This is a genomic window from Azospirillum sp. SYSU D00513 (assembly GCF_017356015.1).
Taxonomy (GTDB): domain Bacteria; phylum Pseudomonadota; class Alphaproteobacteria; order Azospirillales; family Azospirillaceae; genus Azospirillum.
On the sequence record NZ_JAFIQV010000008.1, the window covers coordinates 86,556 to 111,122 of the forward strand.

Below are 24,567 nucleotides of genomic sequence, written 5' to 3' on the forward strand. Positions count from 1 at the left end.
ACCAGGATAGAACCATGAAGATCGTGAACTCTCTGAAGTCGATGAAGACGCGCCATAAGGCCTGCCGTGTTATCCGCCGCAAGGGCCGCGTCTACGTCATCAACAAGCAGAACCCGCGTTTCAAGGCCCGTCAGGGCTGATACGGCACCGCGGCCGGCTTGCCGGCCGTCGCCGGATCACGCAAGGTTCACGCAAAGGCCGCGCCTTCCCTGGCGCGGCCTTTGCGTTTTGGACCCAACCGCACCCATGGCTGTTTCCTTCCGCTTGGCAGAACGAACGCCTGCCTGTCATAAAAAGACAGCACCGCCGCAAAAACACGGGAGTTCCCCTGATGCCGCGCTTTGAAACTGGCCGCGCTCCCGCTAGGTTTGGCGCCAGCGGAATGGAGAGTCGACAAGTGAACGGCGGGTACGGGATCGCGCAGAGGCTGTCGGCCTGGGCGGTGCATGTCTTCACGGGCAGCGGTGTTGTTCTGGGGCTTCTGGCGTTGCTGTCCGCCTCCAGCGGCGACGCCGAGGCGTGCCTCGGCTGGCTGGGGCTGGCCCTGGTGGTGGACGGGGTGGATGGCACGCTGGCGCGCCGCGCCTCCGTGCGCGACGTCCTGCCGGGCTTCGACGGCTCGGCGCTCGACCTCGTGGTCGATTACCTGACCTATGTCGTCGTGCCGGCGCTGTTCATGTACGTCTTCAACCTGCTGCCCAACGGCTTCGGCATTCCGCTGACCGCCTGGGTGCTGATGACGTCGCTCTACTGCTTCTGCAACGTCAACATGAAGAGCGGCGACAACTATTTCGTCGGCTTCCCGGCGATCTGGAACGTGGTGGCGCTCTATCTCTGGATCCTGGAGCTGAACCCCTGGATCAATGCCGCCATCCTGATCGCCTTCGGCCTGATGACCTTCACCACGGTGAAGTTCCTGCACCCCTTCCGGGTCCGCAAGCTGATGCGCGTCAACATCGCGGTCAGCGCCGTCTGGCTCATCTCCAGCGCCGCGCTGGTGATCCTGCAGCCCGAGCGTCCGCCGGTGATCTTCGCGGTGTGGCTGCTCGCCAGCGGCTATTACGTGGCCGTCTGCGCCTGGCGCACCCTGCGTGGACCGGAAGCGGCCTGAGGCCTTTGCCCGGTCCGTTGTAAGAGCGGCCACTTCGTCCCTCCGGTTGGCATCCCCGTTGCATTGAAGGGGATGCATCGCCAGAGGGACATCCCATGACCTACGCCTCCGCCATCGCCCGCCAAGCCGAATCCGCCTTGCAGACCACAGGTTACGTGGGCAAGGCGGCACGCGGGGCGGCACATGTGGAAAGCGCGATCCGCAACGCGAGCGACCGGACCGGGGTCGATTTTTCCTATCTCCTGGAAAAAGCTGCCGCCGAGAGCGGCTTCCGCACCGACGTGAAGGCGGCCACCTCCTCGGCGACCGGCCTCTACCAATTCATCGACTCGACCTGGCTGCACACGGTGAAGGAGCATGGGGCGGCGCACGGGCTGGGCCGGATGGCGGCGGCGATCCAGACCCGCAGCGACGGGCGTCCCTTCGTCGCCGACCCCGAGATGCGGCGCAAGATCCTGGAACTGCGCAAGGACCCGGAGGTCTCCGCCCTGATGGCGGCGGAATTCACGCGCGGCAACAAGGAGCAGCTGGAGGAGGCGGTCGGCGGGCGGATCGGCTCGACGGAACTGTACATGGCCCATTTCCTTGGAGCCGGCGGCGCGTCGAAATTCCTGAACGGCATGAAGGAAAGCCCCAACCGCCAGGCCAGGGAGCTGTTCCCCGAGGCGGCGGCGGCGAACCGCGCGGTCTTCTACGACAAGGAAACCGGCAGGCCGAAGACCCTGAAGGAAATCTACGACCGCTTCGCCGACAAATTCGCCGAAGCGCCTGCGACGGGCGTCGTGGGCCAGTCGCCGGCCGGCTCGCTTGCCGAACGGCTGCGCCGGCAGGACATGCCCGACGGCTTCACCACCCAGGTGCCGAGCCTGCCGGAAAAATCCTTCAACGGAACGCCCCTGTCGATCTATCAGGTGCTCGCGCTGAACGCGCTGGAAACGCCGGACGAGGCCGACAGCGCCAACGGCAAGTCCACCCGGAACAAGGAGGAAAAGCGCATGCGCGACGAGCCCGTGCGCACTGAGCAGACCTCCGAGACCGGGCTGGGTCTCGGGCTCGGCCTTTCCAAGGCGGTGACGCCGGGCAGCATCCTCAACGACGCGTAAAGCCCTCCACCGGCTGCCCGTGGGCATCCGGTGACGCACTGGAACAAGCGGCGGTCCCCCTCTGACGGTTCAGGGCAACGTCTTGCCGGGGTTCATCAGCCCCTGCGGGTCCAGCGCCGCCTTGACGCGGCGCAGCAGGTCGAGTTCCACGGGACTCTTGATGAGCGGCATGGCGTCCTTCTTGACGCGGCCGATGCCGTGTTCGGCGGAGATGGAGCCGTCGAGGTCGAGGATGACCTCGTTCACCAAGCCGGTCAGCTCGTCCCAGCGGGCGAGATAGGCAGCCTTGTCGGCGCCTTCGGGCTGGCTCAGATTGAAGTGGATGTTGCCGTCGCCGACATGACCGAAGGGCGTCACCCGGATGCCGGGGCAGGCGGCCTCGACGGCGGCGGTGGCGCGCTCGATGAAGTCGGGCACCCGGCTGACCGGGACCGACACGTCGTTCTTGATCGAGCCGCCCTCGAATTTCTGCGCCGCCACGATGGCCTCGCGGATGAACCAGAGCTGTTCCGCCTGGGCCTCGGACCGGGCCAGCGTGGCGTCCGCCGCCAGCCCGTCCGCGACGGCCTCGCCAAGCGCGGCCTCGATGCTCTCGCGGAAGGCGTCGCTCCGCGTCCCGGCGGTCAGCTCGGCCAGCACGTACCAGGGCGAGGGCGCCGCCAGCGGGTCGATGGTGCCGGCCACATGCTTCAGGGCATAGTCGAGGCAGCGGCGCGCCATCAGCTCGAAGGAGGACACCGCGTCGCCGGAGGCGGAGCGCAGCCGGGCCAGCAGCTCCAGCGCCGCGGCCGGGCTCGGCACGGCGATAAAGGCGGTCTCCGCCTGGAGCGGACGCGGAAACAGCTTCAGCACCGCGCCGGTGACGATGCCCAGCGTTCCCTCGCCCCCGATGAACAGCTGCTTCAGGTCGTAGCCGGTGTTGTTCTTGCGCAAAGACCGCAGGCCGTCCCACACGCGCCCGTCGGCCAGCACGACCTCCAGCCCCAGCACGAGGTCGCGCATGTTGCCGTAGCGCAGAACGTTGATGCCGCCGGCGTTGGTCGAGATCAGCCCGCCGATCTGGCAGGTGCCTTCCGACCCCAGGCTCATGGGCAGCAGCCGGCCGGCGGCGGCGGCGGCGTCCTGGGCCGCCTTCAGCACCACGCCCGCGTCCGCCGTCATGGTGTAGTTCAGCGGGTCGATGGCGCGGATCCGGTTCATCCGAGACAGGCTGATGACGATCTCGCGCCCGTCCTCGTAGGGGATGGAGCCGGCGACATGGCTGGTGTTGCCGCCCTGCGGGACGATGGGGATGCCGGCCCCGGCGCAGACCGCGACCACCGCCGCGACCTCCTCCGTCGAGGCCGGGCGGACCACCGCCGGGCTGTTGCCCCGGAAACGCCCGCGCCATTCCGCGAGGTAGGGGGCCATGTCCTCGGGTGCCGTCAGGATGCCGTTCGGCCCGACGATGGCGCGGATGCGGTCGAGGGCGGCCGCGACCGGCTGGGCGGTGGTCATGGCCCGGCCTTACCCGCGGGGTGCCGCGGCACGGCGCAGCCGGTCGTTGATGGCGACGCCCAGCCCCTGGTCCGGGATGGGCATGACGGCGATGGCCTTCACCCCCGGCTGGTCGAGCTGGCGCAGATGGGCGAAGAGGTTCGCCGCCGCCTCGTTCAGGTCGCTCTCCAGGCTGAGGTTCAGCCGCGCCCCATGGCCGCGCACGAAGCGGTCCGGGCCGAAGCTCAGCAGCGCCTCGCCCTCCTCGGCGGCGTCGGCGTTCAGCCGCACCGGAACCGAGGGGGCATAGTGGCTCTCCAGCTGGCCGGGCGACTTCGGCGCCGTCGGATCGCCGGCGGAGACGCGGACCGGGCCGATGAGCTGCTCGATCTCCTCGCGCAGGACCGCACCCGGACGCAGCAGGACCGGTTCCTCCCCGGTGAGGTCGAGCACGGTGGATTCGAGTCCGACCGGGCATTTGCCGCCGGCGACAACCATGGCGACCTTCTCGCCCAGGCTTTCGATGACGTGCTGCGGGGTGGTCGGGCTGACCGCCCCCGAACGGTTGGCGCTGGGAGCGGCCACCGGCCGTCCCGCGGCTTCCAGCAGCGTCCGCGCCACCGGGTGGTTGGGGACGCGGATCGCCACGCTGTCGAGACCCGCCGAGACCAGCAGGGACAAGCCGCTGCCCTCGACGCGGGGCAGGACCAGCGTCAGCGGGCCGGGCCAGAACTGTGCCGCCAGCTCCAGCGCGCGCTCGTCGAAGCGCGCCCAGCCTTGCGCGCTCTCCAGGTCGGGCAGATGGATGATGAGCGGGTTGAACTGCGGCCGGCCCTTGGCGGCGAAGATGGCGGCCACCGCCTTGTCGTTCGTGGCGTCGGCGCCCAGCCCGTAGACGGTCTCGGTCGGGAAGGCGACCAGCTCGCCGGCGCGCAGGGCCTCGCCGCCGCGGGCCAGGGCTTGCGGCTTGGTCGGCAGGATCTCGGGGCGGCGGGCGCTCTGTTCTTCGGTCAAGGTCGTTTCTGATCGTTTATGCTGCGGTGCCAAATCGCGCGGTTGCGCCGGTCACGGACAGGGGTTATGAGGAGTTGCGGGGCATCAGGAACGTGATGCGCTCCCCTGAATAATGATGGGTGCGGGCATGGCGGGCAAGGTCTTCACCGTGGCGCAGCAGAAGGGCGGGGCCGGCAAGACCACGCTGGTCGCCCATCTCGCCATCGCCTGGGCCCAGCTCGGCCGCTCCGTCGCCACCGTGGACATCGATCCCCAGGGCAGCCTGACGCGCTGGCACGCGGTGCGCGCCGAGGCCACCGGCGGAAACCCCGGCTTCACCCATGTGCAGATCAACGGCTGGCGCACCCAGGCCGAGGTCGAGAAGCTCGCGCGCATCCATGACATCGTCGTGGTGGACAGCCCGCCCCACGCCCAGACGGAGGCGCGGATCGCCGTGCGCACCGCCAGCCTCGTGATCGCCCCGGTGCAGCCGAGCCCGATGGATCTCTGGGCCGTGCACCCGACCATCGACCTCGCCGGCCAGGAGAAGCGCGGCCTCCTGCTCGTGCTGAACCGCGTGCCGCCGCGCACGAAGCTCGCCGACGAGCTGGTCGCCAAGGTGCGCGACCTAGTCAACCCGCCGGCGGTGGCGCTGGCCGAAACCCAGATCGGCAACCGCACCGCCTATGCCGGCACGTTGCTGACCGGCCTGTCGGTCACGGAAGGCGCGCGCCGGACCCAGGCCGGTACCGAGATGCAGACCCTGGCCGAGGAGATCCTGGCCCGCGCGGGATAAGGCGGGCCGGGTAAAGCAGGTCAGCCGAAGCCAAGTCAAAAAAGGGAACGGGGCCGGGATGATCCGGCCCCGTTCCCGCCCGTCGTTGTGCCTGAACCGCCGGCTCAGCTCATCCAGAGCATCATCATCAGCCGGTCGCGGTTCTTCGGCGGCAGGGCGCGGTGATAGCAGGAGGTGTCCTCCAGGAAGCCGGTGCCGGCCGGCCCCTCAATGACGAGGATGCGGTCGGCTCCATAATGGCTGACCACCAGATCGTCCGGCGCGTTGGCCGAGCCCAGCAGCATCTTCAGCTTCTTGCCGCGGTGGGAGCCGCGCACCAGCGCATGGGCGCCGGAGTCGCGGTCCACGTCGGTGAGGTAGAAGGAGGCCGAGCAGAAGGCGAAGTCGTGGACGTCGAAGTGCCAGTCGATGGTCTGGCCGCGGTTGCGCCGCTCCTCGTCGCCCGCGTCGGTGGCGAAGCTCCAGAAGACGCGCGGGATGATCTTCTTCGGCCGGTAGCCGAGATAGCGGGTCGCGGCCTCCATCAGGACGGGGTCGTCGGCCACGCGGCGCACGGCGGGACAGGCCATCGGGTTGGGCGACAGCGCCAGCACAACCCGGGTTCCGTCCGGAAGGCTGCCGTTCCGCACCTCCTCCCGCAGGAAGGTCCGCTCCATGCCGCGCGCCTGGAAAGGCGTCGTCATGGCGAACTCGATCAGCTCGGCCAGGATCTCCGGCGGGAGGTCGAAGCCCATCGCGACCGAGTCCTGCCGCATCGCGGCGTCCACGGCGTCGAGCGACAGGGCGGGGAACAGCGTCCCGGCGGGCATGGCGGGCGTGTAGTTGGACTTGAAGCGGCGCGACGGCTCGGAGATGCGCCGGATGGCGCTGTAGCCGCGGCGGACGGTTTCGAAACGGCCCAGAGCATAGTGCAACTCACCCGATGCCAGGCGCCGGGTAATGCTGGTCACCTTCATGGCTAAGACATCCTTCGCCGAGACGATTGCCTCACGGCCAGCGGGCCGCGTCGGAGCGAAATGTATCCAGTGAACAGCATTTTAGTGAATGCTCTTCGGGCGTAACGCGTCCCGTTCCGGGATTATCCCTGAACGAATGCGACCGCACTCGGAAGAGACGGTTGCAGAGGCGGCGTTGCCTGCCCGCGGCCGCCCGGCCGGACGCGCCCGCGCCACGGCCGGGGACGTGAGGCGCGTCAGAGCGCCTTTGCCGCCTTCAGGACGGCGGTGACATGGCCGGTGACCTTCACCTTGCGCCAGACGTTGCGGACGATGCCGTCCCGGTCGATCAGAAAGGTGGCGCGGTCGATGCCCATGTACTTGCGGCCGTACATGCTCTTCTCCACCCAGGTGCCGTAGGCCTCGCAGACCGTGCCGTCCGTATCGGAGGCCAGGGTGAAGGGAAGCTCGTGCTTCGCCTTGAACTTGTCGTGACTGGCGACGCTGTCCTTGGACACGCCGATCACGACGGCGTCCACGCCGGTGAAGTCGGGCAGGGCGTCGCGGAAACCGCAGGCCTCCGACGTACAGCCGGACGTATCGTCCTTGGGATAGAAGTACAGCACCACCGGCCGGCCCCGCAGGGCGGAGAGCGTGACGCTGCCGCCCCCGTCGGTCGGAATGGTGAAATCGGGGGCCGGGGTTCCGGCGTCGGGACCGGACGCGGTGGCGGCGTCGCTGGGGGCGTCGCTCATGGGCTGTTCTGCTCCGTCATGGGCCCGGCCCCGGAACGGGGCGAGGCGGGAGGGGTGAGGCTCTTCGCCGGCTCCTCGACCAAGGCCTTGAAATGGCCGTGGATCCGCTCGGCGACGGCGCGGATTCTGCCGTCGAGCGCGGCGAAGTCAATCGGCGCGTCCTCTTCCGGGAAGGCGTTGCGCGCCAGACCCTCGAAGAGAGAAGGGGATACCTGCGCCGGATCGAGCACCCCGTCTGTCGCGAGCCGCAGGAAGCCCTGCACCCGGCGCCACAGCCGGAGTGCCGCGATAAGCTCCTCCGCGATGGCCGACTCGAGCAGGCCGGCCTCGGCGCAGTTCGCGATGGCCTGGGCGGTGCGGATCGACAGGATGCCGGGATGGGCGTGGCCGTGGCGGAGCTGGAAATACTGGGCGATGAACTCGATGTCGATCAGCCCGCCGCGCGCGTACTTCACGTTCCAGGGGTTCGGCGTCCCGAACTCCTTGTCGATCCGGCGGCGCATGTCGGCCACGTCCCACAGCAGCTTGTCCGGTTCGCGCGGCGCCGTCAGCACCGCGCGCGCGGCCTCCTCGAACCGGCGCGCCAGCTCGGAGTCGCCGAGCGCGCGGGCGCGGGTCAGGGCCATGTGCTCCCAGGTCCAGGCGTCATGGGCCTGATAGCGCAGGAAGGAATCGAGCGAGGTCGCCAGCGGCCCGGCGTTGCCGGACGGGCGCAGCCGCATGTCCACCTCGTAGAGCTTCCCGTCCGCCATGGGGGAGGTGATGGCGCTGGTCAGCCGCTGCGTCAGCTTGATGAAATACTCGTTCGGCGCCAGCGGCTTGGCCCCGTCCGACCCCTTCGATCCGGGCGGCGCGTCGTAGACCACGATCAGGTCGATGTCGGAGGTGATGGTGAGCTGCTTGCTGCCCAGCTTGCCCATCGCCACGATGATCCAGGAGGCGCCGGGCACCCGCCCGTGCCGGACCGCGAACTCCTCCTCCACGCGGGCCGCGAGGTCCGGCACCACCACGCCGGCGAGGTCGGCCAGGAAGGGGCCACACTGGTCGCCGTCGGTGATGCCGCGCAGGATGTGGGTGCCGGCGCGGAAGCGCTGGTCGTTGGTCCAGCGCCGCGCCAGCGTCAGCGCATCCTCGAAGTCCCGCGCCGTCGCCATCAGCCGCTGGTAGTCCTCGGCCACCCTCTCCTCGCCGGGCAGAGGGTCGAAGAAGTCCGGCGACAGCACGGCGTCCAGCAGCGACGGGTTGCGCGACAGCGTCCGGGCGAGCTGCGGGGCCGTGCCCATGATCTCCGCCACCAGCTCCAGCAGCCAGGGGTTGGCGGTGAACAGCGAGAACAGCCCAACGCCGGCCGGAAGCTGCGTCAGGAAGCTGTCGAAATGGACCAGCGCGTTGTCCGGGTTCGGCGTCTTGGCGAGTTCCGACAGGATGGTCGGCACCAGCTCCGTCAGCAGTTCGCGCGCGCGGCCCGACCGGGTGGCGCGGTAGCGGCCCCGGTGCCAGACGGACACGATGCCGATGGCCCGGCTCGGGTCCCGGAAGCCCATGCCGCTCAGCGTCTCCACCGTGCCTGGGTCGTCGTCGGTGCCGGTGAAGACGAGGTTGCCGGGGCCGGACAGCGACGGCGCCTCCTCGAACAGTTCGGCGTAGCGGTCCTCCACCCGGCCGAGCCGGGCCAGCAGCTCGGCCCGGAACTCCGCCGGATCGGCGTAGCCGAGGAAGGTCGCCAGATGCGCCACCCCCTCGTCGTCCGCCGGGATCCTGTGCGTCTGCCGGTCGTCGGTCATCTGGATGCGGTGTTCGACCCGGCGTAGGAAGTCGTAGGCCTCCTCCAGCTCCTCCAGCGCGCCGGGCGGGACGCGCTCGACCTCGCACAGCGCGCGGATCGCCGCCAGTGTCGGGGCGATGCGGACGCGCTGGTCGCGTCCGCCGAAGATCAGCTGCTGGGTCTGGGCGAAGAACTCGATCTCGCGGATTCCGCCGCGCCCGACCTTGATGTCGTGGCCGTTGACCGTCACCTCGCGGTGGCCCTTGTGGGCGTTGATCTGCCGCTTGATGGAATGAATGTCCTGGATGGCGGCGAAATCGAGATGGCGGCGCCATATGAAGGGTTCCAGCGTGCGCAGGAACGCGGCACCCGCCTCAAGGTCGCCGGCCACCGGCCGGGCCTTGATCATGGCGGCGCGCTCCCAGTTCTGGCCCACGCTGGCGTAATAGGTCTCGGCCGCCGTCACCGAAACCGCGAGCGGCGTGGCGCCCGGATCGGGGCGCAGACGGAGATCCGTTCGGAAGACGTAGCCGTCCCTGGTGCGTTCATCCATAATCCGGACGAGATCGCGCGCGATACGGATGAACGTGCGGGCGAGATTGTCGGGCTGGGCGGTCTGAACGACGGCGTCGTCGTACAGAATGATCAGGTCGATATCGCTGGAATAGTTGAGTTCGCGCGCACCAAGTTTTCCCATGGCAAGCACGATCAGACCCGACCCCACCGTTGGGCGCTGCGGATCAGGCAGCGTCACCGTCCCCGCCTCCGACGCCCGGCGCAGCAGATGCGCCGCGGCGAGCCTCAGCCCTGTTTCCGCCATGTCGGACAGGGCGCCGGTGACGCGCGCCAGCGGCCAGGACCGTGTGATGTCGGCGAGCCCGATCAGCAGGGCGGCCCGCCGCTTGGCGACGCGCAGCGCGGCCATGAGCCGGTCGGTGGAACGCTCCTCCGCCCTGTCCCGTTCGAGTTCGGCCATCAGCGCGGCGAAGGTCGCGTTGTACCCGTCCTCGACCAGCCGCTTCATGAAGGCCAGTTCGCGCGTGAGAATGAAGCCCAGATACGGGCTGTTGCCGCAGACCCCGTCGAGCAGTGCCCGGCCCTCGGCCGAGTCGGCGAAGGCGAGCGCCCAGTCCCGCAGCTCCGGCGCGGTCCCCGCCGCCTCCTGCCGCCAGCGCTCCAGGCCGTTCGCGGCCTGGGCTGTGTCGAAGGGCTTGGGCGGTACGGCGAGCGGCATGGCGGCAATCCCTGCTCAGGAAATGGGCGGAAACTTGCGCCCCCGCGCGCCCCGGGTCAACCGATGTGGTGGGCGGCATGACGGGTGGCGGGGCGGGTTGAGCTTTGACCGGCGCGGTGGCGCGTGATGCGGCGTCTGGGGCGTGTTCTCGCCTGGGCCGGCTTCGCGCTGGCCGGTCTGACGGCGCTGGCGGTTCTGGCGCTCGGGCTGCTGACCGCGCGGCTGGCCCACGGGCCGCTCTCGCTCGACGTGCTGGCGCCCACGCTGGAAGACGCGCTGAGCGACCGGCGCGGGCGCTTCCGGATCGAGCTGGGGGACCTTCACCTCTCCTGGGAGGAGGCGGAAGCCTTCGGCGGGTGGAGCCGGCTCGACCTGCGGGCGACGCGGGTGCGGGCGGTCAACGCCGACGGCGCGGAGCTGGCGGCCGTGCCGGAACTCGGCCTCAGCCTGTCGGTGGGGGCGCTCGCCCGCGGCATGCTGTCGCCGACGCGGCTGGAGCTGGTGCGCCCGCGCGTCGAGGTGATCCGGCGGGCCGACGGGCGGGTCGCCTTCGACATCCGCGCCGAGGACGATCCGGCGACCCTGAAGCGTCAGGCGGCGGAGGGTGACGGCGACGGCAACGCGCTGATCGACGAGCTGCTGGACACTCTGCTCCAGCCGCCGGACATGAACCGCCAGCTCGGCCTGCTGTCGCGGGTCAGCGTCGTCGGAGGGGAGCTGACGGTGGTCAACCGCATGCTCGGCCTGTCCTGGCACGCCGATCCGGCGGACATCGTGCTGACCCGGGGTGCCGAGGGCGTGGTTGGCCGGGCGCGGCTGGCGCTGGACACCGCGGGGCTCCGCGCGACGGCCGACGCCACGATCGTCTTTCGGCAGAGCGACCGCACGGCGTCCGTGTCGGCCAGCGTCGAGAATCTGGAACCGGCGGCGCTCGCCCGGCTCGGCCCGGCCCTGGAGCCGCTGGCCGCCGTCGCCCTGCCCATCAGCGGGACGGTGACGGCGGACCTCGACCGGCGTTTCCAGCCCCTGCGCGTCGGTTTCGACCTGCGCGGCCATCCCGGAAGCCTGTCCGTTCCCGCCCTGCGGCCGGAGCCCTACACGGTCTCCGGCCTGACGGCGCGCGGCAGCCTCGACGTGGGTGGCAAGCGCCTCGCCCTCGAACGCCTCGCCATCGGGCTCGGCCGGCCCGGCACGCAGGCCGCCGCGGCCCTGAGCGCGGCCGGCACGCTGGCCGAGGAGCCCGACGGCCGGATGGCCGGTACCGGACGGCTGGAGTTGGCGACGGGCGGGCGCACCGCCGTCCTGGAGCTGGACGGTCGGCGCGACGAGCGCCGCGTCACGGAGCTGACCGCCCGGCTGGAAGAGCTGGAGCCGGCCCTGCTGGCCGGCCTCGCGCCGGCCCTGGAATCGTTGGAGGTGGCCGCTTTGCCGCTGTCCGGCACGGCGCGGCTCGTCCTGGAACCGGACCTCATGCCGCGCGCGGGGCGCATCGACCTGTCCGCCGGCGCCGGGCGCGTCCTGCAGCCCGGACTGTTCCCCGAGCCGCTGCACATCGCGTCGGCCCGGCTGCGCGCCTCCGGCGACCGTGCGGCGGGCGCGGTCACGGTGGAGGAGCTGGCGGTCGATCTCGGCGGGCCGCGGATCGACGCGACGGCGCAGGCGGCCAGGACCGATGGACGGCTCTCCGTGGAGACCGTGGCGACCGCGCGCAACCTGCCGATCGAGGAGTTGCACCGCTACTGGCCGCTGACGGCCGGGCCGGGTGCCCGCAAATGGGTCACGTCCAAGCTGTCGAAGGGAATCGCCACCCAGGCGACCGCGACGGTCCGAGCCAGCGCCCCGATGGACGGGCCGGACTCCCTTCCGGGTCCCCTCGCCATCGACCATTTCGACGCGCGCATCCGCGCCGAGGGCATGACGGTGGACTATTTCCACCCTCTGCCGCCGGTGGAGGAGGTGAGCGCCGACATCGTCACGGACGGCGCCACCTTCACCATCCAGCCGGAGAGCGGGCGCATCGAGGATGTCGAGGTCGGGGAAGGGGCCATCGTGCTGAGCGGCCTCGACAACGACCAGGAGCGGATCGACATCCGCCTTCCCGTGCGTGGGCCGGTCCCGACCATCCTGCGCGTGCTGGACAGCCCGCCGCTGCGCTACCCGAGCAAGCTCGACATCGACCCGAAGCGCACGAAGGGGACGGCCGACGCGGAGCTGCACTTCACCTTCCCGCTGGTGTCCGACCTGGACATGGACCAGATCCAGCTCGGCGTGACCGGGCGGCTGCGCGGGACCGCCGTGGAGGATGTCGCGGCGGGGCTGGACGCGACGGAGGGCGAGCTGACGCTGGCCCTCGACTCCGAGGCCATGAACATCAAGGGACGCGCGAAGCTCGACGGCGTTCCCGTGGTGCTCGACTGGCGGGAACGGTTCGGCGACGGCCCGGAAGGCGCCCGGAACAAGGGACCGCGCACCCGCGTCGCGGTGAAGGGCGAACTGGACGCGGCGGACCTGCGCAGCCATGGCATCGACCTCGGCGATCATCTGCTCGGGCCGCTCGGGGCCGACGTGCTCTTCACGGTGGACCAGAACCGCCGTCTCGCGCTCGCGGCGAAGCTCGATCTGACGAAGACCCACCTGTCGCTCCCGCTGATCGGCTGGAACAAGCCGCCGGGCATGGCCGGCAAGGGTGACTTGGCGCTGGAGTTCAGCAAGGGCCGGGTGACGCGCGTGACCGGCCTGACCGTGGAGGGCGCCGGTCTGGCGGGGGAGGCGACCGTCATCATGGCGCCGTCGGGCACCGCCGTCTCAAAGGTGCGGGTGCATCGCCTGAAGCATGGCGCCACGGAGCTTGAGGCCGACATCACGGTCCGGGAAGGCAACGGCTATGCCGGAAGCATCACCGGCCGCAGCCTGGACGGCCGCCATCTGTTCGGGGGCGGCAAGGACGATGGCGGGCAGGGGGATAAGGACGGCGATGGCCAGATTCCGCTCGACCTGACGCTGCGGCTCGACCGCGTGGTGTTCGGGGTCGGGCGGCAACTCGCCGACGTGACCGGCACGATCCGCCGCAACCCGAAGGCCTGGACGGCGCTGGACGTGAACGCCCTCACCGGCCCGAACGGGATGCTGACCGTCCGCTACGCGCGCGGGGCCGACGGCGCCTACGACGCCGCCATCTACGCCAACGACGCCGGCGGGATGCTGCGGGCGCTCGACGTCAGCGACCGGATGCGCGGCGGCAACCTGACCATCACCGGCCGCACGCTGGAGCCCCGCGCGGACGCCGCGATCCAGGGCTCGGTCCGGCTCGACAACTACACGCTCATCGACCCCCCGGCCCTGGCCCGGCTGCTGAACGCCACGGCGCCCAAGGGGCTGGCCGAGCTGGTGGAGGGCGGGAACGAGATCAACTTCGGCCGCCTCGTCGGCAATTTCCGCAAGGACGGACCGGCGCTGACCTTGACGGACGTCCGCACCTCCGGGTCGGCGCTCGGCCTGACCATGGAGGGGGAGGTGGACATCCCCAGCATGACCGGAAACCTGCGCGGCACCATCGTGCCGCTCTACGGGCTGAACAGGCTCATCGGCCAGATCCCGATCCTGGGCGACATCATCAGCGGCGGCGAGGGGCAGGGCATCTTCTCCGCCACCTGGCACGCCCGCGGCCCGCTCGGCGAGCCGGACATCAGCGTCAACCCGCTGGCCGTGCTGGCCCCCGGTTTCCTGCGCAACCTGTTCTTCCTCGGCGACGGACCCGGGTCCGGCGGCGGAGCACCCTCCGGCCCGCCGCCCGACCCGGTCGGCGGGCGGTAATTAAAAAGGCCGGCGTCCTTCCCCCAGGGAAGGACGCCGGCCCGGATGAAGGCAGACGGAGGCGGCGGACGGGAAAGCGCCGGTCAGGCCGGCTTCACCAGTGCGTGGCGCTTCTTTCCGGCGCTGAGCTTGATGACGCCCTCGCCGTTGAGGTCGGCCGTGGTGGCCTTGGACGCCTCGTCCGGAATGGGGCCATCGTTCATGCGGGCGCCCGCGCCCTTGATGAGGCGGCGCGCCTCGCCCTTGGAGGCGGCGAGGCCGGTGGCGACCAGCAGGTCCACGACCGGCACGCCGGCATCCAGGTCGCCGCGCGGCAGCTCGACGGTGGGCAGCCCCTCGGCGGCGGCGCCCTGCTCGAAGGTGCGCCGCGCGGTCTCGGCGGCCTCCAGTGCCGCCTCCTCGCCATGGGCGAGTTTGGTCACCTCGTGGGCCAGGATCTTCTTGGCCTCGTTGATCTCGGCGCCGGGCAGGCTTTCCAGCCGGGCGACCTCCTCCAGCGGCAGCTCGGTATAGAGGCGCAGGAAGCGGCCGACGTCGGCGTCCTCCGTGTTGCGCCAGTACTGCCAGAAATCATAGGCGCTGAGCTTGTCGGCCGTGAGCCACACGGCACCCGCCGCCGTCTTGCCCATCTTGGCGCCGGAGGAGGTGGTCAGCAGCGGGGTGGTCAGGCCGAACAGCTCGGCCCCGTCGGTGCGGCGGCCCAGCTCGACGCCGTTGATGATGTTGCCCCACTGGTCCGACCCGCCCATCTGCAGCGAGCAGCCCAGCCGCCGGTGCAGCTCGACGAAGTCGTAGGCCTGGAGGATCATGTAGTTGAATTCCAGGAAGGTCAGCGGCTGCTCCCGTTCCAGCCGCATCTTGACCGACTCGAAGGTCAGCATGCGGTTGATCGTGAAGTGCCGGCCGATGTCGCGCAGCAGCGGGATGTATTTCAGCTCGTCCAGCCAGTCGCCGTTGTTGACCATCACCGCGTCGGTCGGGCCGTCGCCGAAGGTCAGGTAGCGGCCGAAGATGCGCTTGATGCCCGCCATGTTGGAGGCGATGACCTCGTCGGTCAGCAGCTGGCGCGCCTCGTCCTTGCCTGACGGGTCGCCGATCTTCGTGGTGCCGCCGCCCATCAGCACGATGGGCTTGTGGCCGGTCTTCTGGAGCCAGCGCAGCATCATGATCGGCAGCAGGCTGCCCACATGCAGGCTGTCGGCCGTGCAGTCGAAGCCGATGTAGGCGACGATCGGTCCCTTGCCCGCCCGCTCGTCGAGCGCGGCGAAATCGGTGCACTGGTGGATGAAGCCGCGCTGTTGCAGCGTGAGCAGGAAATCCGAGGTGAGCGTCGTCATGGCCGCGATCCGGCAATCATTCTATGGTAAAGGGTCGCGTCTGTTAGCACGGAACGCGGCGGGCTACAATTCTCGGGGGCTTTCCCGGAAGCAAGGCCGGTCGGAACAGGGAGGCAGGACGCGATGCAGACCGTCGTCGGATTGATGAGCGGAACCTCGATGGACGGGATCGACGCGGCGCTTGTGCGCACCGACGGCGAAACCCGGGTGGAGGGGCTCGATTTCCTGACGCTTCCCTACAGCGACGGTTTCCGCGGGCGGCTGCGCGGCTGCCTGGGCGGGCGCGGCGACGTGGCCGACGTGGAGCGCGACCTGACGGAAGAGCACGCGCGGGCGGTCCGCCTGCTGCTGGACAAGGCGGGCGTGGACCGGGACGGCGTGGACCTCATCGGCTTTCACGGCCACACCATCCTGCACGCGCCGGAGCAGCGGCGGACCTGGCAGATCGGCGACGCCGCCCTGCTGGCGCGGCTGACCGGGATCGGGGTGGTCGCCGACTTCCGCACGGCGGACGTCGCCTCGGGCGGGCAGGGCGCCCCGCTGGTGCCCCTGTTCCACCAGGCCCTCGCTGAGGGGCTGCCGCGCCCGCTCGCCGTGCTGAACCTCGGCGGGGTCGGCAACGTCACCTGGATCGGCCGGGACGGTGATGACGTCGTCGCCTGCGACACTGGTCCTGCCAACGCGATGGTGGATGATTGGGTGCTGGCCAGGACGGGCGCACGCTTCGACGAGAACGGCGCGCTCGCCGCCCGCGGCCGTGTGGACGAGGGCGCGCTGGCGGCCCTGCTGGCCAATCCCTATTTCGACCGGCCGGCGCCCAAGTCGCTGGACCGCGATGCCTTCGACGCGGCCCCCGTCCAGGGCCTGTCGGCGGAGGATGGCGCCGCCACCCTGACCGCCTTCGCCGCGGCCGCCGTCGCCCGCGTCGTGCCCCACCTGCCGGAACCGCCCGTGCGCTGGATCGTCAGCGGCGGCGGGCGCCACAACGGAACGCTGATGAGGATGCTGCGCGAGCGGCTGGGCGTGCCGGTGGACAACGCGGACGGGCTGGGCTGGAACGGCGACGCGCTGGAGGCGGAGGCCTTCGCCTATCTGGCGGTGCGAAGCCGCAAGGGCCTGCCGCTCAGCCTGCCCACCACCACCGGCGTGCCGGAGCCGGTCACCGGCGGGCGCTTCCACCCGGCGGCCTGATGCGCCAGCGCGGCCATGCCCCGGCCGCAGCTTCGGGCGCGGTCCGCATGCGCGTGGATGTGATCTGTCGTTGAAGGCCGATTGAAAGCTGGCCTAATCTTTTCGCGCCGGACGGGAATCATCCCGGCCGGCGGACCGAAGGGAGGTGACGCGCTTGCAGATGTTCCTGAGGTGGCTCCGCCGCTTCTGGTTCCGGTTGAAGATCGAATTCGAAGCCGGCTTCGACAAGGACCAGAAGTAAGGACCACGGGCGGGGCCGGGAAACCGGTCCCGCTTCAGGAGACGAAGGCGCGTCACCTCCTGTCCCGAAGCTTAGCACGCCCCGCCCGCAGTTCAAGACGGGGCGTTCAGGGCAGCCCTCCAGGAGGCCGCCCGCTCCGTTGCTTACTCCGCCACCACCGCGACCGGGCTGCCGAGCGCGCGGTCGAGATAATCGTCCACCTGGACGGCCAGCTCTTCGGAGCGGTTGGCGAAGAAGTGGTTGGCGTCCGGCACGATGCGGTGATCGATGCGGATGTCCTTCTGGTGCGACAGCTTGGTCACCAGCTTGTTCACCGCGGCCTGGGGCACAAGATCGTCCCGCTCGCCGTTGATGATGAGGCCGGACGACGGGCAGGGCGCCAGGAAGGAGAAGTCGAACTGGCTGGCCGGCGGCGAGACGGAGATGAAGCCGTCGATCTCCGGACGGCGCATCAGCAGCTGCATGCCGACCCAGGCGCCGAAGGACGCGCCCGCGATCCAGCAGACCGGGGCGTTGGGGTTGTGCATCTGCAGCCAGTCGAGCGCCGCCGCCGCGTCGGCGAGTTCGCCTTCGCCCTTGTCGTAGCTGCCCTGGCTGCGCCCGACGCCGCGGAAATTGAAGCGCAGGGCGGAATAGCCGCGCTTCGTGAAGGCTTGGAAGAGCGTGAACACGATCTTGTTGTTCATCGTCCCGTTGTGATGCGGGTGGGGATGAAGCAACAGGGCAATCGGCGCGTTGGGCTGCTTGCCGTGAGTGTAGCGACCTTCCAGGCGGCCGGCCGGGCCGTTGATGATCACTTCAGGCATGAGGGCGGCGTTCCTGGCACGAAGAGGTTGCCGGACCCGGCGGAACGCCGGACTCCGTATGGCCGGCGCGGAGGGCGGACCGCCCGTGCCGGATCATGAAACTCCACACACAATTCTTGACCGTTTTGCTTGGTCATCATATATGCGTCACACGTCCTCCCGGGCTACCCGCGACTCCGGCGAGGCTCCTGCCTTGCCAACCGGGGCTTTTCCCGTAGAGGCCGGACTATACCACGGCGGGTGATCTCGTGTTCAAGCATCTTCGCGAAGAGATCGACGGCATCATGGAACGCGACCCGGCCGCGCGGTCGCGGCTGGAGGTGGCGGTCTGCTATCCCGGTTTCCACGCCATCGTCCTCCATCGTCTCGCGCACTACTGCTGGGAGCGGGGCTGGCGGCTCGCCGCCCGCTTCACCTCGCAGATGTCGCGCTTCCTGACGGGCATCGAGATCCATCCGGCCGCGAAGATCGGTCGGCGCTTCTTCATCGACCACGGCATGGGCGTGGTGATCGGTGAGACGGCGGAGATCGGCGACGATGTCACCCTCTACCAGGGCGTCACGCTGGGCGGCACGGCGCTGCACCAGGGCAAGCGCCACCCGACCATCGGCAACGGCGTGATCGTCGGCGCCGGGGCCAAGGTGCTGGGCGGCTTCACGGTGAACGACGGTGCCCGCGTCGGCTCCAACGCCGTGGTGGTGAAGGAGGTGCCGGCGGGCGCCACGGTGGTCGGCATCCCGGCCAAGGTCGTGTCCCGCACGCCGGAGGAGGCGCAGGGCTTTCTCGCCTATGGCACGCCTTGCGGCGACATCCCCGACCCCGTCGCCCGCGCGCTGACCGGCCTGCTCGACCAGGTGGCCGGCCTGCGTCAGCGGGTGGAGGAGCTGGAGGCCGAACGCGCCGGCCTCGCGGCTCCGGCAGCAGGCGTGAGCGGGGTGAAGGGCGCCCTGCGGGAGCCGGTCCCGACGAACGGTTCCGCGAACCCCTGTTGACCGGCAACTTTTGACATGGCGCCCGCCCGGACTGGTGGAGAACTGACGTGAGGTTGAGCACCAAGGGCCGCTACGCCGTCATGGCGATGGCCGATCTGGCCGCCACCAGCCGGGGCCAATGCGGGCGGACGGGTGAACCCGTGGCCCTGGCCGACATTGCCTCGCGCCAGGACATCTCGCTGTCCTACCTGGAGCAGCTCTTCGCCAAGCTGCGTCGCGGCGGGCTGGTGACCAGCGTGCGCGGGCCCGGCGGCGGCTACCGGCTGGGCCGGCCCGCCGAGGAGACGCGCATTTCCGATATCATCCTCGCCGTGGACGAGCCGATCCGCACCACCCGCTGCACCGAGCCCGGGCAGGGCTGCCAGGGCGGCAGCCGGCGCTGCCTGACCCACGACCTGTGGGAAGGGCTGGGCGACCAGATCCACCGCTATCTCAGCTCCGTGACCCTGGCCGACGTGGTCGGGCGGCGGATCGGACGGGATGGCGCGGACGCGGCGGCAAGCCCGAGCCCGGCGACCGAAGAGGCCGCCCTCGCCGCCGAATGATTGCGCTCAGATGACCATTGCTCTCCGATGACCATTGCTCTCCGATGAACAAGGTGTATTTCGACCACAACGCCTCGTCCCCGCTGAAGCCGGCGGTGAAGGAGGCGATGGTGCGGGCGCTGGACCTCACCGGCAACCCCTCCTCGGTCCACGGCTTCGGGCGCACGGTGCGCCGGGCGGTGGAGGAGGCGCGGGCGCGGGTCGCGGCGCTGGCCGCCGTGAAGCCGGCGCAGGTCTTCTTCACCGGCAGCGGGACCGAGGCGAACAACCTTGCGCTCCGCGGTTTCCCGGACCGGCGCGTGATCCTTTCCGAAATCGAGCACGACTCCGCGCTGGCGGCGGCACCCGGTGCCGCGCGCATCCCGGTCACCAGCTGGGGCGCCGCCGAGCTGGGCGCACTGGAACGGCTGCTGACGGAAGGGGAAAGGCCGGCGCTCGTATCCCTGATGCTGGCGAACAACGAGACCGGCGTGATCCAGCCGGTGGAGGAAGCGGCGCGGCTCGCCCACGCCTGGGGCGCGCTGTTCCATTGCGACGCCGTGCAGGCGGCCGGGCGCCTGCCGCTCGACCTGGCGGCACTCGGCGCCGACCTGATGACCGTCTCGGCCCACAAGATCGGCGGCCCGTCCGGCGTCGGCGCGCTGATCGTCCGGGAAGGGCTGGACCCGGAACCGCTGATCCTCGGCGGCGGGCAGGAGCGGCGCCGCCGCGCCGGCACCGAGAACGTCGTCGGCATCGTCGGCTTCGGCGCCGCCGCAGCACTGGCGCTGGAGGATCTGCCCAAGGCGGCGGAAACCACGGCTCTGCGCGACCGGCTGGAGGCCGGGGCATTGGCCCTGGCGCCGGCGGCGCGCGTGATGGGCGCCGAGGCACCCCGCGTCGGCAACACGAGCTGCCTCCTCCTGCCGGGCCTGCCCGGCGAGACGCAGGTGATGGCGCTCGACCTCGCGGGCGTGGCGGTCAGCGCCGGCTCCGCCTGCTCCAGCGGCAAGGTCAAGCCGTCGCACGTGCTGGCCGCGATGGGCGAGGACGCGGTCAACGCCGCCTCGGCGATCCGCGTCAGCCTGGGCTGGGACAGCGACGTAGCGGGCGTGGAACGGTTCCTCGCCGCCTGGGGCGCCATGGCCGCGCGCCACGCCCGGTCTTCGGCGGCATGAGGGGCCGTCCGCCGATGGCCGCGCTTGCGTCGGTGATCGCTTCTCGGTATGACGCGCCCGGACCCTGGGCGAACGGCTTCGCCCCTGCGCGCTCCGACGGATGGCGAAGATGAGCAACTCCGACTCCGGCCGGCCCACCGGCCCGCCCGCCGGCCCGAAGGGCATCGCCGGCGCCATCGACGGCGACATGCAGCCCTGCTGGCTGTGCGGCCGCTCCGTTTCGGCGCGCGCTCTGTTCTGCCACGCCTGCGGCGCCGTGCAGGCCCCGCGCGAGCTGGACGCCTTCGCGCGGCTGGGCATGGAGCGGCGCTTCGACATCGAGCTGGAGGCGCTGAACCGCCAGTATGCCGGCTTCACCCGCGCGCTCGACCCCGACCGCTTCAAGGCGCGCGGCCCCCGCCAGCAGGAGCACGCCCGCGCCCAGGCCGCGGCGCTGACCGAGGCCCACGCCACCCTGCGCGACCCGGTCCGCCGCGCCCGGTATCTGCTGGAACTGCTGGGCAGCCCCCCAACGGAAGCTCCGGCCGAGCCGGAGGAGGAGATCGCCGACCTGCGCGCCACGCTCGCTGGCACGGAGGACGTTCTGGCCGTGGACCGGCTGGCCCACGCCGTGGGGCAGCGGATCGAGGCCTGCATCAAATACCTCGCCATCGCCTTCCGCAACGGGCAGGCCGACAACGCCGCCCGCATCCTTGCCCGGCTCGAACAGCTCGAGGAGCTGAGCGCCCGGGCGCGGGAGCGGCGCGCCGGTTTCGCCGCGAACCCGTGACCCCTTCAAGAACCAGACCCTTTTCAACAACAACGCACCGCCTTCAGGAGAGCACCCCGATGCCCAAGATGACCTTCCTCGAGCCCAACGGAACCCGCCACGAGGTGGACGCCCCGCTTGGCCTGTCCGTCCTCGAGATCGCTCACAAGAACGGGCTCGACCTGGAGGGCGCCTGCGAGGGCTCGCTCGCCTGCTCGACCTGCCACGTCATCGTTGAGCCGCAGTGGTTCGACGTACTGAACGAGGCGTCGGAGGACGAGGAGGACATGCTCGACCTCGCCTTCGGCCTGACCAAGACCTCGCGCCTCGGCTGCCAGATCATCATGACCGAGGAGCTGGACGGGCTGACCGTCCGCCTGCCGGGCGGCTCCAACAACGCCCTGCGCTGAAGACCGCCGCCGCCGCGGGGGCGCATGACAGCGCTCCCGCGGCGGCGCGTGCATTTTTCTTGGCCTGGAAAGGCCATTCGCCCATATAGGGCGCCATGAACTCCCTCGGCCTTTCCAAGCGTCCCCAGGACACCCGCGTGGTCGTCGCCATGTCGGGCGGCGTCGATTCCTCGGTCACCGCGGCCATGCTGCGGGAGGAGGGCTACGACGTCGTCGGGATCACGCTCCAGCTCTACGATCACGGCATCGCGCTCCAGAAGAAGGGCGCCTGCTGCGCCGGCCAGGACATCTACGACGCCCGGCAGGTCTCCGACCGCATCGGCATCCCGCATTATGTGCTGGATTACGAGGGGCGCTTCTCCCAGGACGTGATGGAGGATTTCGCCGACACCTATCTGCGCGGCGAGACCCCGATTCCCTGCGTGCGCTGCAACCAGCGCGTCAAGTTCCGCGACCTGCTGAACACCGCCCGCGACCTCGGCGCCGACGCGCTGGCGACCGGCCATTACGTGCGCCGCTTCCAGGCCGATGGCGGCCGGGCGGAGCTGCACCGCGCCATCGACCCCAACCGGGACCAGAGCTATTTCTTGTTCGCCACGACGCAGGAGCAGCTCGACTTCCTGCGCTTTCCGCTGGGCGGCCTGACCAAGCCGGAGACGCGCGCGCTGGCCGAGCGCTACGCGCTGGAGGTCGCGGCCAAGCCGGACAGCCAGGACATCTGTTTCGTGCCCAACGGCAACTACGCCGATGTGGTGGCGAAGCTGCGCCCCGGCGCGGTGGAGCCCGGCGACATCGTCCATGTGGACGGGCGCGTGCTGGGCCGCCACAAGGGCGTCGTCCATTATACGGTCGGCCAGCGCAAGGGGCTGGGCATCGGCGGCATCCGGGGCGAGGAGGAGCCGCTCTACGTCGTCCGCATTGAACCGGCCCAGCGCCGCGTCGTCGTCGGTCCGCGCGACGCGCTGGCCCGCACGGCGGTGCTGGTCCGCGACCTGAACTGGCTCGGCCCCGACCTCGGCCCCGGCGAATCGCTGGAGGTGGAGGTGAAGCTCCGCTCCGCCCAGCCGCTGTCGGCCGCCACGCTGCGGCTGACCGGCCCGGCCGAGGCGCGCGTGGAACTGCACGCCCCCCAGCATGGCGTCGCCCCCGGCCAGGCCTGCGTCGTCTATGACGGCGACCGCGTGCTCGGCGGCGGCTGGATCGCCGGCACGCAGGCGTGAGCGTGGCCGTACGGAAAGGGCGACATTTTCGCTGAAACGGTGTTGACACCTCTCCGGCGGATCGAATACATAGGGCGCCCCGGACGGAACGAACGGACAAGCGCCGAAACGGACCGCCGGGGCTGAGGATGATGGCTGTCGTGGCAGCGTAGCTCAGTGGTAGAGCAGGGGAATCATAATCCCTTGGTCGGGGGTTCAAATCCCTCCGCTGCTACCATCATCCCCTCGGAACAGGATGGTCGCCTCTATGGCAGCGTAGCTCAGTGGTAGAGCAGGGGAATCATAATCCCTTGGTCGGGGGTTCAAATCCCTCCGCTGCTACCATCAAAAGAACCCCGTCGGGCTTTATGGCCTGGCGGGGTTTTTGTTTTTGACTGCTTTTCTCCTTACGCTCTGCAATGATTGGCTGGATTTGGGGCGGGCTATTCTCAGGATAATATCATCTGCACTCCGTTCAGGAGGGGTTCCGCAAGAGCAGCTTTGGCAAGCGAAGCTCCAAGATTGACACCGCCAGCAATCCAAACCATATTCCTTTCCAAGCGTTATTCGAATGCGATGGAGCTTGCTGAGGTGAGAACGGCTGTCTCACGCACCAAGCCGACTTGATCGGTTGGGTGAAGTAGCTCGCGAGGGCGAAGAGATCCGGGGGTTGCAATCCGGCTCAAGTTTCATCGCGCATCTGTTGAAGGCCCCGTCGGCAAGGCGGGGCCTTCAACCTATCTGGACACGCTTCAAGTACCCCTTTGACAGGCGGCCTTGGATTTTTTCCTCCGCGACTGGGTAGAACGAACGCACTTCGTACTGTCCATGTTGGTTCATCGTGAGGTCGACCGCGACCAGCAATGGTCCGCCTGCTGCTGGGACGCGAGCTATCAGTTCCACTTTCCCAGGGTTTTTGAAGTCGTCGCCGATGAACTGCGGTGCAGTGATCACGCTCGCCACGTGGGGCAGGAGGCGTTCGTAATCCTCGGGATGACGGCGCAACACATGCAAGCGGATGGCCGGGATCAGAACGGCTAGACCCTCGTCCAATTCAAGAGCCAGGGCTGCATTGATGGCCCTGATCGGCATCGGACCGAGAATGAGTGTTTCATGGCCCAGTCTGGGCTTCTTATTCGACATGGGTTGCACGCATACCAGTCAGAGCATCGCCGGCCGCAGCCAGCTTTCGGCTCATTTGCTACTGCCCTGGACCAGCCTCACGCGCTCCGCCGCATGGCCGCCGTCAGCAGTCCTGCACCCATCAGCATCGACCCTCCCGCGCGGTTGAACAGGCGCCGCGCGCCCGGGCGCTGGATGGTGCGGCCGAGGGCGGAGGCGAGCAGGGCGTAGAGTGTGGCGTTCAGGGTGGCGAGGATCAGGAAGGTCGTTTCCATCACCAGGATCTGGGGCAGGAAGGGCCGGGCGGGGTCCAGGAACTGCGGCAGGAAGGCGACGAAGAAGACGATGCTCTTCGGGTTGAGCGCCGTCACGGCGTAGGTGTGCAGGGCCATGCGCAGGGGCGAAATGGCGGGGGCCGCTTCGTCGGCCGGCTTGTCGGCGACCGGGGCGCGCCACAGCTTGACGCCGAGATAGACCAGGTAGGCGGCTCCGGCCCATTTCAGCGCGGTGAAGAGCATTGCGGAGGTCGCCAGCAGGACGCCGAGCCCGAGCATGGAGGCCGTCATGCCCGTGAAGTCGCCGAGCGCCACCCCCACCACCGTGGCGAGGCCGGCGCGCCGGCCCTGGCTGACCGCGTAGGAGATGACGAGCAGGATCGTCGGGCCCGGGATCGCCAGCAGGACGATGGAGGCGGCGGAAAAGGCGAGCCAGGCTTCTAAGGACATCGGCGTCTTCCAGCGGATCGGGTGCGGGCGCTGCTCCCAAGTGATCCACAGGGCGGCGCGCGATGCAAGCGGCCTCCCGCCCGACAGATGCTCCGCGAGGGACCGGCCCAATT

The 24,567-nt window shown here is 69.8% G+C and carries 21 protein-coding genes and 2 tRNA genes; 14 read left to right on the plus strand and 9 right to left on the minus strand.

Features of this window, described 5'->3' with window-relative positions; genetic code table 11:
- Positions 1-14: 14 nt before the first annotated feature.
- The 3 genes from ykgO to JUB11_RS08390 all read left to right on the plus strand — a co-directional run bounded on the left by ykgO (position 15) and on the right by JUB11_RS08390 (position 2,214).
- Positions 15-140, plus strand: coding sequence for a type B 50S ribosomal protein L36 (gene ykgO, locus JUB11_RS08380; RefSeq protein WP_012973122.1), 126 nt, complete (start codon positions 15-17; stop codon positions 138-140).
- Positions 141-397: 257 nt separating this feature from the next.
- Positions 398-1,111, plus strand: a complete 714-nt coding sequence (gene pcsA / locus JUB11_RS08385; protein WP_207458065.1) for a phosphatidylcholine synthase — start codon at positions 398-400, stop codon at positions 1,109-1,111.
- A 95-nt stretch (positions 1,112-1,206) separates the two neighbouring features.
- Positions 1,207-2,214, plus strand: a complete 1,008-nt coding sequence (locus JUB11_RS08390) for a hypothetical protein (RefSeq protein WP_207458066.1) — start codon at positions 1,207-1,209, stop codon at positions 2,212-2,214.
- 69 nt (positions 2,215-2,283) lie between these two features.
- On the opposite strand, the gene JUB11_RS08395 is transcribed toward JUB11_RS08390, so the two are convergent.
- Both JUB11_RS08395 and JUB11_RS08400 read right to left on the minus strand, forming a co-directional pair.
- Positions 2,284-3,711, minus strand: coding sequence for an FAD-binding oxidoreductase (locus tag JUB11_RS08395; RefSeq protein WP_207458067.1), 1,428 nt, complete (start codon positions 3,709-3,711; stop codon positions 2,284-2,286).
- Between the two features lie 9 nt (positions 3,712-3,720).
- Positions 3,721-4,704, minus strand: a complete 984-nt coding sequence (locus JUB11_RS08400; protein WP_207458068.1) for an L-threonylcarbamoyladenylate synthase — start codon at positions 4,702-4,704, stop codon at positions 3,721-3,723.
- Between the two features lie 127 nt (positions 4,705-4,831).
- Here JUB11_RS08400 and parA point away from each other — a divergent pair, with 127 nt between their 5' ends.
- Entirely contained in the window at positions 4,832-5,479 is a 648-nt protein-coding gene (parA, locus tag JUB11_RS08405) for a ParA family partition ATPase (RefSeq protein WP_207458069.1), read from the plus strand.
- A gap of 104 nt (positions 5,480-5,583) precedes the next feature.
- Here the strand turns inward: parA and JUB11_RS08410 are convergent, their stop codons facing one another.
- The 3 genes from JUB11_RS08410 to JUB11_RS08420 form a co-directional block, all read right to left on the minus strand.
- Positions 5,584-6,435, minus strand: coding sequence for a hypothetical protein (locus tag JUB11_RS08410; protein ID WP_207458070.1), 852 nt, complete (start codon positions 6,433-6,435; stop codon positions 5,584-5,586).
- A gap of 236 nt (positions 6,436-6,671) precedes the next feature.
- On the minus strand, positions 6,672-7,169 hold the full coding sequence (bcp, locus tag JUB11_RS08415) for a thioredoxin-dependent thiol peroxidase (RefSeq protein WP_207458071.1): 498 nt from the start codon (positions 7,167-7,169) through the stop codon (positions 6,672-6,674).
- Complete coding sequence (locus JUB11_RS08420) at positions 7,166-10,168, minus strand: bifunctional [glutamine synthetase] adenylyltransferase/[glutamine synthetase]-adenylyl-L-tyrosine phosphorylase (RefSeq protein WP_207458072.1); 3,003 nt, start codon at positions 10,166-10,168, stop codon at positions 7,166-7,168. The genes bcp and JUB11_RS08420 overlap by 4 nt, the downstream gene beginning before the upstream one ends.
- Before the next feature lie 126 nt (positions 10,169-10,294).
- Between JUB11_RS08420 and JUB11_RS08425 the strand changes: the two genes are divergently transcribed.
- On the plus strand, positions 10,295-13,981 hold the full coding sequence (locus JUB11_RS08425) for a DUF3971 domain-containing protein (RefSeq protein ID WP_211112469.1): 3,687 nt from the start codon (positions 10,295-10,297) through the stop codon (positions 13,979-13,981).
- A gap of 83 nt (positions 13,982-14,064) precedes the next feature.
- Here the strand turns inward: JUB11_RS08425 and tyrS are convergent, their stop codons facing one another.
- Positions 14,065-15,318: a tyrosine--tRNA ligase gene (tyrS, locus tag JUB11_RS08430; protein ID WP_207458074.1), complete on the minus strand. Its 1,254-nt coding sequence runs from the start codon at positions 15,316-15,318 to the stop codon at positions 14,065-14,067.
- 123 nt (positions 15,319-15,441) lie between these two features.
- Here tyrS and JUB11_RS08435 point away from each other — a divergent pair, with 123 nt between their 5' ends.
- Positions 15,442-16,509, plus strand: a complete 1,068-nt coding sequence (locus tag JUB11_RS08435) for an anhydro-N-acetylmuramic acid kinase (RefSeq protein WP_207458075.1) — start codon at positions 15,442-15,444, stop codon at positions 16,507-16,509.
- 384 nt (positions 16,510-16,893) lie between these two features.
- Here the strand turns inward: JUB11_RS08435 and JUB11_RS08440 are convergent, their stop codons facing one another.
- Positions 16,894-17,556: an alpha/beta hydrolase gene (locus tag JUB11_RS08440; RefSeq protein ID WP_207458076.1), complete on the minus strand. Its 663-nt coding sequence runs from the start codon at positions 17,554-17,556 to the stop codon at positions 16,894-16,896.
- Positions 17,557-17,804: 248 nt separating this feature from the next.
- Here JUB11_RS08440 and cysE point away from each other — a divergent pair, with 248 nt between their 5' ends.
- The 8 genes from cysE (at position 17,805) to JUB11_RS08480 (ending at position 22,952) form a co-directional block, all read left to right on the plus strand.
- Complete coding sequence (cysE, locus tag JUB11_RS08445) at positions 17,805-18,548, plus strand: serine O-acetyltransferase (RefSeq protein WP_348771388.1); 744 nt, start codon at positions 17,805-17,807, stop codon at positions 18,546-18,548.
- Positions 18,549-18,595: 47 nt separating this feature from the next.
- Positions 18,596-19,093: an Rrf2 family transcriptional regulator gene (locus JUB11_RS08450; RefSeq protein WP_207458077.1), complete on the plus strand. Its 498-nt coding sequence runs from the start codon at positions 18,596-18,598 to the stop codon at positions 19,091-19,093.
- 44 nt (positions 19,094-19,137) lie between these two features.
- Complete coding sequence (locus JUB11_RS08455; protein ID WP_207458078.1) at positions 19,138-20,250, plus strand: cysteine desulfurase family protein; 1,113 nt, start codon at positions 19,138-19,140, stop codon at positions 20,248-20,250.
- 109 nt (positions 20,251-20,359) lie between these two features.
- Positions 20,360-21,019 carry a molecular chaperone DnaJ gene (locus tag JUB11_RS08460; RefSeq protein WP_207458079.1) on the plus strand — a complete coding sequence of 220 codons (660 nt, stop codon included), beginning with the start codon at positions 20,360-20,362 and terminating at the stop codon, positions 21,017-21,019.
- A gap of 59 nt (positions 21,020-21,078) precedes the next feature.
- Positions 21,079-21,408 carry a ferredoxin family 2Fe-2S iron-sulfur cluster binding protein gene (locus JUB11_RS08465; RefSeq protein WP_207458080.1) on the plus strand — a complete coding sequence of 110 codons (330 nt, stop codon included), beginning with the start codon at positions 21,079-21,081 and terminating at the stop codon, positions 21,406-21,408.
- A 95-nt stretch (positions 21,409-21,503) separates the two neighbouring features.
- A complete protein-coding gene (mnmA, locus tag JUB11_RS08470) occupies positions 21,504-22,628 on the plus strand; it encodes a tRNA 2-thiouridine(34) synthase MnmA (RefSeq protein ID WP_207458081.1) in 1,125 nt (374 codons plus the stop codon).
- Between the two features lie 142 nt (positions 22,629-22,770).
- Positions 22,771-22,845: transfer RNA gene (locus JUB11_RS08475), tRNA-Met, on the plus strand.
- 32 nt (positions 22,846-22,877) lie between these two features.
- Positions 22,878-22,952 (plus strand) — tRNA-Met (locus JUB11_RS08480).
- 387 nt (positions 22,953-23,339) lie between these two features.
- On the opposite strand, the gene JUB11_RS08485 is transcribed toward JUB11_RS08480, so the two are convergent.
- Together JUB11_RS08485 and JUB11_RS08490 are read right to left on the minus strand one after the other, a co-directional pair.
- On the minus strand, positions 23,340-23,750 hold the full coding sequence (locus JUB11_RS08485) for a hypothetical protein (RefSeq protein ID WP_207458082.1): 411 nt from the start codon (positions 23,748-23,750) through the stop codon (positions 23,340-23,342).
- A gap of 77 nt (positions 23,751-23,827) precedes the next feature.
- On the minus strand, positions 23,828-24,454 hold the full coding sequence (locus tag JUB11_RS08490; RefSeq protein ID WP_207458083.1) for a LysE family translocator: 627 nt from the start codon (positions 24,452-24,454) through the stop codon (positions 23,828-23,830).
- Positions 24,455-24,567: the final 113 nt, after the last annotated feature.

Coding starts and splice junctions, on each gene's coding strand:
- ykgO (WP_012973122.1), top strand. CDS start 15: ATGAAGATCGTGAACTCTCTGAAGTCGATGAAGACGCGCCATAAGGCC.
- JUB11_RS08390 (WP_207458066.1), top strand. CDS start 1,207: ATGACCTACGCCTCCGCCATCGCCCGCCAAGCCGAATCCGCCTTGCAG.
- JUB11_RS08395 (WP_207458067.1), bottom strand. CDS start 3,711: ATGACCACCGCCCAGCCGGTCGCGGCCGCCCTCGACCGCATCCGCGCC.
- parA (WP_207458069.1), top strand. CDS start 4,832: ATGGCGGGCAAGGTCTTCACCGTGGCGCAGCAGAAGGGCGGGGCCGGC.
- JUB11_RS08410 (WP_207458070.1), bottom strand. CDS start 6,435: ATGAAGGTGACCAGCATTACCCGGCGCCTGGCATCGGGTGAGTTGCAC.
- bcp (WP_207458071.1), bottom strand. CDS start 7,169: ATGAGCGACGCCCCCAGCGACGCCGCCACCGCGTCCGGTCCCGACGCC.
- JUB11_RS08420 (WP_207458072.1), bottom strand. CDS start 10,168: ATGCCGCTCGCCGTACCGCCCAAGCCCTTCGACACAGCCCAGGCCGCG.
- JUB11_RS08425 (WP_211112469.1), top strand. CDS start 10,295: ATGCGGCGTCTGGGGCGTGTTCTCGCCTGGGCCGGCTTCGCGCTGGCC.
- tyrS (WP_207458074.1), bottom strand. CDS start 15,318: ATGACGACGCTCACCTCGGATTTCCTGCTCACGCTGCAACAGCGCGGC.
- JUB11_RS08435 (WP_207458075.1), top strand. CDS start 15,442: ATGCAGACCGTCGTCGGATTGATGAGCGGAACCTCGATGGACGGGATC.
- JUB11_RS08440 (WP_207458076.1), bottom strand. CDS start 17,556: ATGCCTGAAGTGATCATCAACGGCCCGGCCGGCCGCCTGGAAGGTCGC.
- JUB11_RS08455 (WP_207458078.1), top strand. CDS start 19,138: ATGAACAAGGTGTATTTCGACCACAACGCCTCGTCCCCGCTGAAGCCG.
- JUB11_RS08460 (WP_207458079.1), top strand. CDS start 20,360: ATGAGCAACTCCGACTCCGGCCGGCCCACCGGCCCGCCCGCCGGCCCG.
- JUB11_RS08465 (WP_207458080.1), top strand. CDS start 21,079: ATGCCCAAGATGACCTTCCTCGAGCCCAACGGAACCCGCCACGAGGTG.
- mnmA (WP_207458081.1), top strand. CDS start 21,504: ATGAACTCCCTCGGCCTTTCCAAGCGTCCCCAGGACACCCGCGTGGTC.
- JUB11_RS08485 (WP_207458082.1), bottom strand. CDS start 23,750: ATGTCGAATAAGAAGCCCAGACTGGGCCATGAAACACTCATTCTCGGT.
- JUB11_RS08490 (WP_207458083.1), bottom strand. CDS start 24,454: ATGTCCTTAGAAGCCTGGCTCGCCTTTTCCGCCGCCTCCATCGTCCTG.